We start from the raw sequence: 13,177 nt of genomic DNA on the forward strand, positions 1-13,177 counted from the left end.
GGGCCTCGTGGAGCTCGTCCACGTCGGCCTGCTCCGCCTTGGTCTCCTCCAGGCGCCGGATGCGCTCCGCTTCGGTGGGCGTCTCCTCCACCGCCAGCGCGTTTTCCCACGCCTCGATCTCCGCCTCGGTCATCTCCCGGATTACGCCGTCAATCCAAATATTAGGCATTTGTTTTCACCACCTTATACGCTCCGGTGTTCTCCGAGGTCCTGTACAGCGTAACGGAGCAGGTATCGGACTGAACGAACATCTCCGACAGAAGCCGGTCGGAAGCATTGCGGGCATAGGAAACGGCATAAATTCCGCCATAGTTGATGACCGTAACCCCGATGCCCTCATATACAAGCACACTGCTTCCGGCTTTGTTCGTAATGTCGACGTTGGCGTTGCCGCCCACAGGTAGGATGATATACTTTTTGCCCACAGGTATGGTCCAGGTATTCTGCGCCTCTGCTGCTACCGTTTCTACGGTCGCCGAAAATCCGCCCGCTGGCTCTGCCCACCCCGCCGGGGTGAGAACGTAATCGTCCGGCACGCCCTCGGTGGACGGGACGCCTTCCCCGGCGGGACCCTGGGGCCCCCGCGGACCTTCCGGGCCAACGGGACCTGTTTCGCCCTGTGGACCCTGGGGACCGGTGTCGCCGGTGTCCCCCTTGGGACCTTGAGGACCGGTCTCACCCTGGGGGCCTGCGGGGCCTTCCGGGCCAGTTGGACCCGGGTCCCCTTGCGGTCCTGTGGGTCCCGGGTCGCCCTGGTCCCCCTTGGGTCCCTGGGGGCCTTCCGGCCCCGGTTCGCCCTGCGGGCCGGGGTCACCCTGTTTTCCCTGTTCTCCCTGCGGCCCCGGCGCGCCTTGTGGGCCTTGCGGCCCTTCCGGCCCCTGTTGGCCCTGGGGGATCGTAAAATTGAGCACCGCTGCGCTCTCCGTGCCGGTGTTGACTACGCTGGCCGGGGTGCCCGGCTGGCCCGTGGTAGTAGTGCCAACCGTAATAGTGGCGTCTTTTCCGGGCGGCCCTTCCGCCACCGGCGGGAGGGGCAGCTGGGATTCCACGTAAGCGCCGCTGTCCAGGTCCCACACCATCCAGTAACCGTTCTCGCCCGGATAGGGCGGGTGCTGGTTGAGCTCCTCCATCTGCGCTAAAACTTGCTCCACGGCGCTGGGCACCGTGGGCCAGGACGCAGAGCCGGACAGACTGGCGGGGACGATGGCCTGGATGACGTTGGTATGGCGCACCAGCTCCCCCTGGGTCCCGCGAAGCTGGAGGGCGTAATATCCGGACAGGGCCAGCATCTGGGCCGTCAGGGTGACGCCCACGCCCCCCTCCACCGGCGCCAGGTCGATAAAATCCAGCTGTCCGGAGGGCCGGGCTTCCACCAGCAGGGTCCACTCCCACCCCTCCGGCACGCCGGTAACGACGATAGAGCGGGTCAGGTTGTCGTACTGCCGGGCAAACACGCCGTCCGCATCGGCGGAGATGGTCCAGGTGGTTTGGTCAAACGTAATCAAGCATTATCCCTCCTTCATGCCCGGATTGATCTCCCAGAACATATCAAACGCTCTATGGCTCATTGGGTCGCAGCTGCCCCGGGCGATCTTCTCGTTCCACTCCTCCAGGGAGCGGGTAAAATAGTGCTCTACCCATGCCGCCTCGGCGGTGACGGCCGGGTCACAGATGCCCCGGATTGGCTGGCCACGGCTATTCACCAGCCGGGGCCGGTGACTGTCCACCTGGATGGGTCCGTGGGCCGCCATGGCCCTGATCCGCCCGGGCCTGACGATGCACTTGCACTGCAAGAGGTAGGACGGATATGCAGCTTTTACGGTGAACCGCTCCCGCACCTTGCCCGGCATCTTGGTATACTGCCCTCCGGCCCCGTAGACCACCCACTTGAGGGCCACGCCGTCGGCCTCCGCCGGGAGTGCGGCCAGATAGGCCGGAATACTACGGCCATCCTCAATATGGATAAATTCATCCGTGTCAATGAATCCCATCCACTCCCAGGCGGGACCGCAGGTCCCCAGGCAATTGGCATAGGCGTCGGTCTGGGTATTGATGTGGGGACCAGCCCAGTCTACCACCGTACAGCGGTCTATGTACTCCGCCGGGATACTGTCCGACACCGGCACCTCAGAGCCATTGTCGTAGAGATAGACATGGTCCACTCCAGCGGCAAAATGCCAGTCCAGCCACTCAGGGAGATATTCTCCCTCATCCTTGATGAGCAGGCACAGGGCAATCATACGTCCACCGCCTTCCCCGCGCCCAGGATACCCGCACAGATGGTGACGGCGTTGGTATACGGATAAGTGGACAGCAGCGGATACGTGCGAACCGCGCCGGTGCTGCCAAAGGAAACGCTGATCCGGTTGGGTTGATCGGTTATGTAGGTCGATCCATAAGTCCTCTGTATGACGCTGAGCACATCCCCCGATCCCACCGGGTAATTCCACTCATATCCGGTATCCGGCGCGACGGTGACGGAAAAGGACGACAGCTTGACGGCGACGGAAAAAACAAAGGTCGCGTCCCCCGTCAGCCAGAAGCGGAGCCCGTCATACAAAAGCCAGAGCTGTGTGCTGCCCTGGGGATAGGCCGCGGCCCCGCCGTCCGCCAGCGTAAATTGAATGGTCGCCGGAACAAGGACAGGCCCGGAGCCGCCGGGGCTGGGTGTCAAGCCATCCAGCGCGGTTTTGACGGCTGCTGCCGTGACGGGCTTGTCCCCTCCCGTCGCTACGGAGGTGGCCGTGTCCACGCTGAGCACGTTGCCGCTGAGCTTCAGGCCCGCGCCCACCTTCCAGCTCTCGCCGGAACCGCCTCCGCTGCTGCCGCCGGGAGACAGCGCAGCCGCCTTCTCCAGCGGCATTCCCTGGGCCTCATACTCGTAGCCGCCAGAGATCCCGCTATCCAAATATGCGTCGTCGGTGCTGGCCCGCACTTCTTCCCAAGGACCATACATTGCGGACGGTGTTATTTCATAAGCATTGGACGCCTTGACATAGTAATCTCCGCTAGGGATTACATACTGGTCGTTGCTGAATACGGCAGAATTGTCAACTCTGTAAATTTTTCCGTCATGTCCAGCTACATAGTTTCCTTTCGTGACATCAAGAGCAGATAAACTGTCGTGCGTAAAACTTACTATTGTTGGATTCTTTAGCTGGACTTCCCCGGCATCAGAAAATTCAATTTCTTTTGCCCATTTTATTGTTTTTGTTGCGGTCCATTCAAAAACACCAGTTAAATCAACATTTGTTTTTGCGGTCTCAGCCGGTGTCCACTTAACCGTCCTCCGGTTCCACCGCCATTGTGTATAACCGCCCAGAAAGGCATAGGCATCATTGGGCGTGCTGTCTCCGGTCAGTCCGGGGTAAAGCGCCGCCGTCTGGTCGGTAAGTAACGTCTCTTTATTGATGGGCGTACCTTCTTCGGTGGGCTCGTCCGCCCGGGTCATGTCGTACAAACGCTCTTCGCCGGTCAGTACGTCCTTCAGCTTGATCCGCCCCGGGTATTTGGGCACTCTGTTTTTCATCTTCTACACCTCCCCGGCGTACAAATCGCCGCTGTAAAACCAGGCTTTTTCCATGTTGCCCAAGAGCACCTCCACCTGCCGGAGCGCCTCCTCGATGGCGTTGGCCCCCTGCCAGGTGAGCCGCGCCATGGTCTCCGGCAGCGTCACCTCTACCGCCAGCACGTCCCGCAGGCGGCGGACGTTGTCCAGATAGTCCGCCAGCTGGGACGCCGTGGGGATGTCCGACCGTGTCCATGTGGGCAGTGGCGCCAGCTCCACGGCGTAGCCGGCGGATACCAGGATGTCCCGCAGGTACTCCGCCGCGTCCTGAACGCGGTTGAGGTCGGAGACGTTGTAACTGCCCTTCAGGCCGGCGGCCCACTCCGCCCGCTGGTCCTCCGCAGCTGTGCCCGCCTGGATCGCACTTCTCAGCGCGCCTAACCGGTCCACGTCTTCTCTTGTACGGTCTGTCACCAATGCTAACGGCACAAAATCACTGCCTCTCCGATCCGTTTCCGTGCAAGGTCGATGTCAAGGGACAGAATCGTCCCCTCTTTCACGCCATCAAATTCCGTCTGCACCGTTACCACATCGCCCGGGCGCTCGTCTGCCAGCACCAGCTGGGCGTTGACTGTCTCACGGCGCTGGCAATAGTCATACACCCGCTGGGCCACTTCCATCGCGTTTCCGTCGCCCACTAAGGTTGCGTCGGTAACCTGATAGACGTTGACCACCTCCGATGCCTGTAAGTCAGACTTCTCTACCTTAACGGTGCGGGTGGTGTGCTGATAAGGCTTTCCCATAAGCGTTACCACGCCTCCCGTGCCGGAGAGAACGGCATAGTTTGCATTATGCTCCAACAGTGTTCCTCCAGAGATGGAAAGGTCCGACACAGGTTCCCCAAAGGTCACCATAGCGTGTCCGGTCAATGTGTCGCGGAACAGCTCCTTGCTCTCTGTTCCTGCGGTGTATTTGTGGGCGGTCACCTCCACACCCGTCACCAGTGCGGCGGTGTCGATGTCCGAGCCGGAATAAATGCGCTCCGGGCCAAAATCCGCCGTTACACTTGATTGTACCGGATAGATCCGGATGACCTGACTGCCGGAGGTATCCACCACAGCGCCGATAGCAAAGGCCAGCTGGGCCAGGTTCTCCCGCCGGGTGGCGATAGGCAGCCAGCCGAAAACCGTCATCCCTGCCAGTGACGGGTCCAGATCATAGGCGTTATGCCCCAGGATCTCCGCAGCCAGCGCGTCCACCCGCTTGCCGGCATAAACGCCGCCCATGTGGTTTTCCTCTTCCAGCAGCCCCACGGCGTCGCTGGTCTCAATCTCATACATGGCCGTCCCCACCCGCTTGGAGGCCGACACATAGAAGACTCCCTGTAAGATGCCGCCGTGATAGACCTCCATGGGCTGTTTCCGCTGGAACAGGAATGGCACCGGGTCCTTGCTGGACAGAGTCAGATCACAGGTGTTGATCTCCAGCTCCTCCGAGATGACCGAAGCGGCCTGAAAGAGATTGACCCGCCGCAGTTCGCCTGAGGTGAAGATGCGGGTCTGCCCGTAGACCGCTTCCTGAAGCTTGAGAAAGCGGAAGGGCAGAACGGTCTTTCGGAAGGTAATGACCAACTTGTTATAGGCCGAAACCTCCCGCAGGCAGGTATATACCGCAGCGTCCGGTGCAAAATCCTGCTGTGCCAGCAGCAGCGCGTCCCGGTACCACTTGATATTGAGAGCGCTGCACCAGCACGGCTCTTTGGTGTCAAAGGAAAAGGACAGCCCCACGCTGGAAAAGAGGCCGTCAAACTGGATGGTCAGCACCGGCGGCGTTGAAAACTGTCCTTCTTCGTCTGACTGTGCCAGCGACCAGGCGCCCCATGCCCCCGGTTCCGGTGCGTCAGGGAACACCTCCCGGCTCCCGTCCAGCGGCCACTGGTTCCACTCGCCTGTGGCCATAGCGGTGGCATCCACCCCCAGGTTGACCGCTTCCAGGTCGGAAAAGGGCTGCGTGTCCTCCATGGACAGCTCCGCCGCCTCCTGTGCCCCAGGGGCCACGTCCCGATAAATCAGTTTTGTCTCCGCCATTTCATGGCCTCCTGGAAGGCGCTTTTGACGTAAAGGTAAAGGACAGTTTCCCCCACAGGTTCCGCCCGTCTGGCAGCATCTGAATCAGTTCGTCATCCACATTGGCCACGTAAGCCTGAAAGGTGAGGGTTTTCTGTCCATATGGGACGGTAATGGTATGGAACTCCTCCGGGCTGGAAAGCACCTCATAGAGGGCGTCGTATGCCTCCACTTCCATCCCCTCCGTGTCCAGCGCCATGACATAGTTATAGTAGGTGCCCACCACGTCGCGCTCCATGTCGCCAGACTGAAGCCGCCCGGCCTTGTCGCCGTCCAGCACCCGGCCCTGGCGTTTGAGCCCGCCCCGTGGAACGCTGACAAGATAGGACTTCCCGTCTACCGTAAATACCGGACGCATCAATAGGCCCCTCCTCTCACCAGCCGGACGCCACGCCGCTGGCTCTCTTTGTCCAGCTCCAGCTTCAGATGCCGGACAAATCCCCGGTCGGAGACCAGGCGCAGCGTGATCTCCTGCCCGTAGCCACGCCGGGACAGGACGTTTTCCACCGCCTGCTCAATGGTGGACAGGGGCGCTTCGATATTGGTTCCGCTCTTCTGGTCGCCCAGAACGGCCAAAAACGCCTGGTTGGGCGGGATGACCGCGCCAGTGGCCAGACGGGGGAGCTTCAGCTCCGGCACCCTGGGAATGTTGAGGCCAAAAGAATTCCCTCCCACTCCAGGGACCCAGTCCGGAACGTCCACACGGAGCAGGTTGAGCGCATCGATCACCTTGTTGATGCCAAGGATAAAAAAGTTCACGAATTTCTCGACCATACCGATCATCGTGTTAATAGGCGCTTTGATGATCTTGACCAAATTCTCAAATATCTGTTTCCAGTCCGCAGAAAATACGTCGGATAAAAAGTCTGTTACGGCGGTAAATTTTTCGATAATCCAGCTGGCCCCGTCAATTACCGCCCCCAGCAGATCGCCCAGCAGATCAATTGCTCCGCCCAGCACATCTGAGATGACCGGTCCAAATTTGTCGATAAACCAATTGACAATCGGAAGAATGAAGTTGTTATAGATGTTCAGCGCCAGCTCGGCAAGGGAACCGGCAAAGTCCAGGAGATGGTCCCATAAGGGCTTGACGTGTTCGTCCCAAAGCTCACTCACAACGTCCATGATCTTATCCCATACCGGCTTGCATATGGTCTCCCACGCATTTTTCAGCGTCTGGGCCGTTCCACTGACGGCTTCTTTCAGCTTGTCAAAGATGGGTTTCCCATGCTTCTCCCACGCCGCAATGATGCTGTCCCAGACGTCAGACCAAATCTTTTGGATCATTTGCAGGGCCGGAGCCACAGCTTCCGACCAGATCAGGTCAAAGATCCCCTTTATTTCCCCAAAAAGCACGTCGAAGGCGGAGAGAACCTCTGTCCCGAACTCGGTCAGGGCGGGCAGGATGTCCACGGCCCATTTCTGCACCGCCGGGAAAATGACGAGAGACCACAGGTCGGAGAATACCATCCCCACGGTATCCAGAAGCCCGCCCATGGTATTGCCGAACGTGGTAATAAACTGGTTCAAAAACGTGGTAAAGTCTCCGCTGAACCAGTCGTAGAGCGGAGAGCCCAGTGTTTTGATATCCTGCCACGCCTGGAAAAAGGCGCCGGACAGGGCAGACGCGCCGTTTTGGATACTGGCAAATGCCGATGCAAAGGAAGCCCGGAAGGGCTCCACCGCCGCCCGCAGCCGCTCCATGAGGTCCAGAAATTTCCCCGCCGCTCCTTCGGTCTCCGTTTCCACCGCCGGCAAGCCGGACACGCCGGACGCACTGCCGCCGCTGGAAACGCCTCCTCCCCCGCCGGCAGCGGACGCCCCGGCCGGCCCAGACATCTTATTCAGCTGGTCAAAACCAGCCAGCGTCTTCTGCTGGGCCTTGTTGGTCGCCTTTGTGGCATCGGTCAGGGCGTCCTGGTTCTCCACCGCTTCCCCGATGCCGGACGACACTCCGCCTACAGCGGCCTGGGTCTGCTGAATTTGGGTCTGCGCTCCGCCGAAGATGGCGGTCAGCGCGGCGTTGAGGGCGTTGGCCGCGTTGATGAGTACGCCAACGATCTGGTTGAGCAGCTTCACTGCCGGGAGCAGGATTGTGGTCAACGCCTGGCCGATCACCGACATAAACTCCTGCCACTGCATGGAGAGGATGCGGGTCTGGTTGGCCCAGCTATCCTGGGTGCGGATAAAGTCGCCGGAGGCCAGGGCCAGCCGGTCGGTCACGTAGGCATAGCGCAGCGCCACCTGTTCGGCCTGGGTCATACTCTGGATGTTGGCGTTCATGCCGTGCTGCATGGCGTACTGCTGCAAATTAGTCTGGGTCATGACCACGCCCAGCTCCTTGAGACTTTCGGTCTCGCCAGTGAGGACACTTTGCAGCTTATAGGCCGCCTCTTCCTGCGTAATGTTATAAAAAGAGGCGACATCGCCCGAAAGCCCGGTCAGTGCCAGGGACATTTCCGCCGCACTATCCATGGCGATCCCCATGCCCCGGGCCATGGACATATAGGTGGACGCGGTCTTTTTCGCGGCCAGGGTGGACATACCAAAGTTGGTAATGGCCTGATTGGCAAAGGTCTCCACCTGCCCCGCCATATCGCCGAAGGCCACGTCCACCACGTTCTGCACCTCGGCCACGTCGCTCCCCAGCTCGATGCACTCCTTGCCGAACTGGAGCAGCTGGCCGGCGGCAACGACGGCGGCCACCGTCTTCCCGATCTCCAGGAGGGCGGATTTCATGCCGCCCAGTCCCCGCTCCAGCCCCTTGACGCCCTGGTCAAAGCCTTTGGTATTCAGGCTGGTATCAATGGTCACCTTTCCGTCTGCCATGTCCTCACCTACTCTCCCAGCAGTTTTTTCAGCCGTTCCCGCTCATCCAGTTCTTCCTGGGTGTACCTGGTCCGAAAGTCAATGGAGGAGCGGTGTTCCCGGTAAAACTCCCGCTCCCAGTCGGACAATTTTTTCCCCTTGCGCCGCTTTTCCCGGATGGCCACTACCGTGGCCAGCTGCCCGTCCCCGATGGCGTTGAACCAGGCGACAAAGGTCCACCAGTGGACAAAAGGCAAGGTGCGGACCTCCCGTCCCGCCACGCGGTTGAGGTCGGAAATGATGAGCGCCCGGTCCTGCACCCAGTCAATGGTCTTGGGATGGGGCCTCCCGTCCGGTTCCTCTCCGGCGGCGATGAAATCCGCCATACGCTCCGCCGCCTCTTGGTAGCAGTTTTCAGGGATGGTATCAAACCGGGTGTAAAAAAGCGACATGGCCACATAAACCCGAACCTGCCCGTGCTGCTCTTCCTCGTTCAGACGGCGGATGACCTCCAGCACATCACGGAAGTCGGCGTGGATGGGCTGGCCCTTCCCGCCCACAGTCAGGGAGACCGGCAGTTCCCAGGTCATTCTGCGGGCACCTCATGGGGCCGGTACGCCGCCGCTGCCTTGGCCGCCTCCAGCCTGGCATAGTCCCGGATCCCCTCCTCCAGGATGGGCTGGAGGGCAAGAATGAAATTGGTCACGATCAACTGGCCGTTCCGCGCCGGAGCCATGACATTGACGCCGCCCAGGAGCTTGTCAAAATCATTCTCCCTGCCGAACACATCGGACAGCTTCTCCTTGACTCTGCCGTCGTACTCTGCCAGCAGCGCCACGGCGCCGGCCCCGTCGGTGATGCCGCCGGCGCGCCGGAGCGCCTCTTCCTTCAGGGCGTCCACATCCTGCACCAGCTGCTGAAAGCGGTGGTAGAGATTGGGGTCGCCGGGATGGAACCGGAGAATGCCGTTTCCGTTGACCTCATATTCCCGGACACCGTCGTCAAAGAGGATCTTCTGCTGTTCCATGCTTAACCTCCCGCACCTTCGGTAAAGGTCTTGGTGCTGATGTCGAACTGTCCCTCCGTCTTTTTCCCGGTATAGTGGATGTTGAAGGGGATCTGATAGCCGGTGGTGTCGCCGCCGTAAGAGGTGACCTCAATGAAAGCCTCCTCCTTGATGGCGGGATATTTGCCGGCCTGCGCCTCCTCCCAGAGCTTGACCTCCACCACGTCGGTCTGGAGCCGGTCCAGCACCAGATCGCCGTCAATGATGGCCTGGAGCCGCTGGAAGAGGGGGTCGTCCTTGTCGGCATAGTAGGGCTCCACGGCGCCGGACTTGGCGTAGCTGGAGATGTTGATGGCGTTTTCTCCCAGAATGTTTTTCTTGGTCTCCACCTCGGCGGACAGTTCGGGGGCGTATTCCTCCAGATCCTGCCCCAGCCGGACATAGACCGGCGCTTCGCCGGTGGCGTCGGCATTGATGTAGTGGGCCAGATATTTGCGCTCAATCTTCATGGGTTCACCTCGAATTTCTTTTGAAAACGGATGGAGAGCTGCACCATATAGGTGGCCGTCCCCCCTGGGTCCACCGCGTAAAGCGCCCCGTTCTGCGCCTGGATGGCGGTGGTCTTGTCGCCAAACTGGGGACAAGCGCCGGTGATGGCCTGCTCCTGCACCCAGGTCTGAAAATCCATCAGCCAGCCGGCGTTCTCTTCCGCGCCGCCGCCGTCCCCCTTGCAGAAAACATAGAAAAGGCCGAAGTTATACTGGTTCTCCACCTGGACATTGCCCAAAATGTCCTCCGTGCGGCGCACCTCCACCAGACCGGCGGGGAAAATACCGCCGTGATTGGGGATATGGTCGGTGTAGTCCACAAAAAAGGTCCCCAGGATGTCGTACCCCGGATAGGAGGCCAGCCAGTTTTTTACCCGTTCCAGCGCCGTCAAAGGCTCACCTCTTTCTGTCGATATAGGCCTGAAGCTCCGCCGCCATGGTTTTCCCTTCGGCTGCGGACAGCCGCGCGTCCCATTTGGGACCGGCCAGCGGATTCTTTGTCGTCGTATAGCTGAGGGGCCGGTCGGTCACGTGCATGGGGGGCGTTCCCTCCATGGCATAGCCGTAATAGAGGTATTTGCCGTAGGGCACGTCGGTGACGATCTCCGGTTTGTTCATGTCGGTCTGGGCGATGGTCAGCTTGATGGTGGCCCCGGTGCGGTAAGGCATATACCGCTGGATGCGGCGCAGCACCGTGGCCGTCCAGAACCGCTGCACGTCGCCCCCCGGGTTCAGGCCGTGGTCCTTTCGGATGCGGGCGGGGGAATGCAGCTCCACCTTTGCCTTCATCCGCCCGCCTCCTGGTGGACCATCCGGGCGCCGTAATATTTGTCGTCCACATACTGCGCCACCAGAAGGCCCGGTACCATGGCCGGAATAAACGCCCCCCACTCCGCCGCGGTCACCTCCGGGCCTTCTCCGGGCAGCACCTTGTCCCCCACAAAGACCGCCGGCGTATCGGTGGGCAGGACCAGGAGGAAGGAGTTGGCCTCCCTCCTGCCGATCTTGTCCATGTTCTGGGTCTTTTTGTACTCCAGAAAGGCCCGGCGGAACACCGCCCGCCGTACGGCGCCGCCCTCCCGGTGGTATACGGTGACGGTCTGGCGGCACAGGCGATAGGTCAAGGGTCCGCGTGTTCTGTTCAGCATCCCCTCACCCCGCGATAGATCTCCAGATAGCGGGACGCGGCCCCGTAGAGGGCCTTGCTCTGGGCCTGGGGCGACAGGTCCACCGACGCCCGGGTTTCCGAGACGCTGCCGATGCCGGCCGAAGAGAGGGTCTGGGCGTCGGCATAGTAAGAGAGGGTATCGGCCAGGGCGCATACCGCCATATTCCGGGCAAAGTCATCGCCGGTGACGGTGTAGATGCGCTCATACCGGGCCAAAACCGCCTCCGCTTCCCGCCGGGCGGCGAGCCAGTCCTCCCGGGGGATGGCGCTGCCGCAATACCGGTATTGATAGAATTCATAGTCCGTCATGCAGCCCACACCGCCTTTTTATCCGCCGGCGTTCTTCTTGATCTGCAGGATCTTCTTCTTGGTCACGGCGTGGGCGTAAATGCGCCGCCCCTGCACCGCGGATGCGCCGATGTACTTGCCGGAGCCGCCCAGGTCCTGGAGATGGACGTCCACCGCCCACTCGTTGACCCGGGTACACCAGTCGGGATGCCCGGCGATAAAGTCGGTGGTGGCGGAGAGGGTGGCGTCCTCATAGACGTTGAAGCCGGCAATGCGGCCCAGCGCGCCGGTCTGCACCACGGCGTCGCCCAGGTCGGAGGCCTTGGTAAACTCGTCGGACTTGAGCACCAGGCCGTAGACCTCGGGGGAGACCAGCAGCCAGCGCCGGTTATCGTTGGGCACGTGGTTTTTGGACATGGCGGTACGCACATCCACCAGGGTGTCGTAGACCGTGTCCTTGGTGAGGGCCTCGGTGGTGCCGAAGGTGGTGGCGGCGGCCTCCAGCACGGCGGTGGCATCCTGCTCGATCTGGAGGGCCAGAGAGTAGGACGCGGAGTCCAGCCGGTCGGCCACCAGGTCATCGGGCACCGAGGCGGCGTCGTAGCCGTCGATGATCTCGTTGACCGCCTTGTCCTTGTCCACAGTCACGTCGAGATAGGAGGTGTCGCCGTGGGTGGCGGCGGCGCCGTCGGTCTTGGAGTAGTCGCCGATCTTGACCTCGGTATCCCGGACGGGCACCTTGACCTTGCCGGCCTTGGGGTCCCCTTCATAGCGGTTGTTGAAAATTACGCCGTCCTTCTTGACCAGGGTGGCGCGCAGCTTCACGTCCACCAGGGAAGAATAGCGCTCCCGGAGCGTATGGGCCATATGGGTTCATCCTTTCTCAATTGAGTTTCAGACCGGGATTGAGCCGGGCAAAGGCCGCCTCCACACCGGTCTGGGTGCCCCCCACCGTCAGGCCGCCGGTACGGGCGGCATAGGGGGGCGGGGTTTGTGTGTCTTCAAAGAGATAGCCCTTTTCTTTTCGGACGGCCTCCAGGGCGGCCTTCAGGTCCTCCGCCTGGTTTTTGCTCGCCCGCAGCTCGTCCATCTTCAGGAAGGGCACAACCGCCTCCACGTCACGGCCATGGGCGGCGGCAACGGCCTCTTTCACCACCGTCTGGAAGGCGGTTTCCGCCTTCTCCGCCTCGTGGGCGGCGATGGCGTCATTGTACTTGCGCTCCCAGTCGGCAGCGGAACGCTTGATGGCGTCGACGTCCTGGGACTGGAATCCCTGGATGGTCTTCTGCGCCTCGGCCAGCTGCTCCTTGACGGTGTCGTAGTCGGAAAACTTTGCTTTGGCGCTTTCGATGTCCCGGCCGTTCTCCGCCATGATGGCGTCGATGATCTCTTTGGGCAGAGGCTGATCCCCCACCTTGAAATTCTGCAAAAAGTCCCGTTTCATACTGTCTCCTTTCTCCGCTATGCTTTTTATGGGGTCGCGTCCCCTGCGGCTGCCGGTTTACGCCCGGCCGGCGCAAACAAAAAGGAGCCGGCGGACTTACGTCCGTCAGCTCCCATTGCTCTTACCCGGCGCCGATCCGCCGGGCGTCACATATTGAATTTTCTTTTTTACCTCCAGGACAACGTATCCGTCCCCCTTCCGGCGGATCTCGGCGTCGTTGCCCCGCTGGAGAATGGCCTCAATGGCCTCTATGGTTTGCTGTGTCATGCTTTCTCATTTTC

At 60.9% G+C, this 13,177-nt stretch carries 17 protein-coding genes; all 17 read right to left on the bottom strand.

The window, feature by feature from the left end; all coding sequences use genetic code 11:
* Window positions 1-161: 161 nt before the first annotated feature.
* Complete coding sequence (locus H7U37_RS16045; protein WP_272873472.1) at window positions 162-1,505, bottom strand: collagen-like domain-containing protein; 1,344 nt, start codon at window positions 1,503-1,505, stop codon at window positions 162-164.
* A 3-nt stretch (window positions 1,506-1,508) separates the two neighbouring features.
* A complete protein-coding gene (locus H7U37_RS07970) occupies window positions 1,509-2,240 on the bottom strand; it encodes a glycosyltransferase family 2 protein (RefSeq protein ID WP_204874946.1) in 732 nt (243 codons plus the stop codon).
* Entirely contained in the window at window positions 2,237-3,529 is a 1,293-nt protein-coding gene (locus H7U37_RS07975; protein WP_204874947.1) for a hypothetical protein, read from the bottom strand. Before H7U37_RS07975 ends, H7U37_RS07970 begins: the two co-directional genes overlap by 4 nt.
* Window positions 3,530-3,532: 3 nt before the next feature.
* A complete protein-coding gene (locus H7U37_RS07980; protein WP_204874948.1) occupies window positions 3,533-3,958 on the bottom strand; it encodes a hypothetical protein in 426 nt (141 codons plus the stop codon).
* 29 nt (window positions 3,959-3,987) lie between these two features.
* Window positions 3,988-5,595: a hypothetical protein gene (locus tag H7U37_RS07985; protein WP_204874949.1), complete on the bottom strand. Its 1,608-nt coding sequence runs from the start codon at window positions 5,593-5,595 to the stop codon at window positions 3,988-3,990.
* A 1-nt stretch (window position 5,596) separates the two neighbouring features.
* Window positions 5,597-5,992 (bottom strand): hypothetical protein, encoded by a 396-nt coding sequence (locus tag H7U37_RS07990; RefSeq protein ID WP_204874950.1) that lies wholly within the window; start codon window positions 5,990-5,992, stop codon window positions 5,597-5,599.
* On the bottom strand, window positions 5,992-8,463 hold the full coding sequence (locus tag H7U37_RS07995; protein WP_204874951.1) for a phage tail protein: 2,472 nt from the start codon (window positions 8,461-8,463) through the stop codon (window positions 5,992-5,994). Before H7U37_RS07995 ends, H7U37_RS07990 begins: the two co-directional genes overlap by 1 nt.
* A gap of 8 nt (window positions 8,464-8,471) precedes the next feature.
* Complete coding sequence (locus H7U37_RS08000; RefSeq protein ID WP_204874953.1) at window positions 8,472-9,032, bottom strand: Gp15 family bacteriophage protein; 561 nt, start codon at window positions 9,030-9,032, stop codon at window positions 8,472-8,474.
* Window positions 9,029-9,469, bottom strand: a complete 441-nt coding sequence (locus tag H7U37_RS08005) for a hypothetical protein (protein WP_204874954.1) — start codon at window positions 9,467-9,469, stop codon at window positions 9,029-9,031. Before H7U37_RS08005 ends, H7U37_RS08000 begins: the two co-directional genes overlap by 4 nt.
* 2 nt (window positions 9,470-9,471) lie before the next feature.
* Window positions 9,472-9,957, bottom strand: coding sequence for a hypothetical protein (locus tag H7U37_RS08010; RefSeq protein WP_204874955.1), 486 nt, complete (start codon window positions 9,955-9,957; stop codon window positions 9,472-9,474).
* Window positions 9,954-10,388, bottom strand: coding sequence for a hypothetical protein (locus H7U37_RS08015; RefSeq protein ID WP_204874956.1), 435 nt, complete (start codon window positions 10,386-10,388; stop codon window positions 9,954-9,956). The genes H7U37_RS08010 and H7U37_RS08015 overlap by 4 nt, the downstream gene beginning before the upstream one ends.
* Before the next feature lie 4 nt (window positions 10,389-10,392).
* Window positions 10,393-10,785, bottom strand: a complete 393-nt coding sequence (locus H7U37_RS08020; RefSeq protein ID WP_204874957.1) for a minor capsid protein — start codon at window positions 10,783-10,785, stop codon at window positions 10,393-10,395.
* Complete coding sequence (locus H7U37_RS08025; protein ID WP_204874958.1) at window positions 10,782-11,120, bottom strand: hypothetical protein; 339 nt, start codon at window positions 11,118-11,120, stop codon at window positions 10,782-10,784. The genes H7U37_RS08020 and H7U37_RS08025 overlap by 4 nt, the downstream gene beginning before the upstream one ends.
* Before the next feature lie 17 nt (window positions 11,121-11,137).
* Window positions 11,138-11,473: a head-tail connector protein gene (locus H7U37_RS08030; RefSeq protein ID WP_204874959.1), complete on the bottom strand. Its 336-nt coding sequence runs from the start codon at window positions 11,471-11,473 to the stop codon at window positions 11,138-11,140.
* 18 nt (window positions 11,474-11,491) lie between these two features.
* The gene (locus H7U37_RS08035) at window positions 11,492-12,319 is read right to left on the bottom strand and encodes a hypothetical protein (protein ID WP_204874960.1); all 828 of its coding nucleotides are present in this window, start codon (window positions 12,317-12,319) and stop codon (window positions 11,492-11,494) included.
* 16 nt (window positions 12,320-12,335) lie between these two features.
* Entirely contained in the window at window positions 12,336-12,896 is a 561-nt protein-coding gene (locus tag H7U37_RS08040) for a phage scaffolding protein (RefSeq protein WP_204874962.1), read from the bottom strand.
* Window positions 12,897-13,001: 105 nt separating this feature from the next.
* On the bottom strand, window positions 13,002-13,163 hold the full coding sequence (locus tag H7U37_RS08045) for a hypothetical protein (protein WP_204874964.1): 162 nt from the start codon (window positions 13,161-13,163) through the stop codon (window positions 13,002-13,004).
* Window positions 13,164-13,177 lie beyond the last annotated feature (14 nt).

The sequence above is a fragment of the Pseudoflavonifractor phocaeensis genome, from assembly GCF_016901735.1.
In the GTDB taxonomy this organism is placed as follows: domain Bacteria; phylum Bacillota; class Clostridia; order Oscillospirales; family Oscillospiraceae; genus Pseudoflavonifractor_A.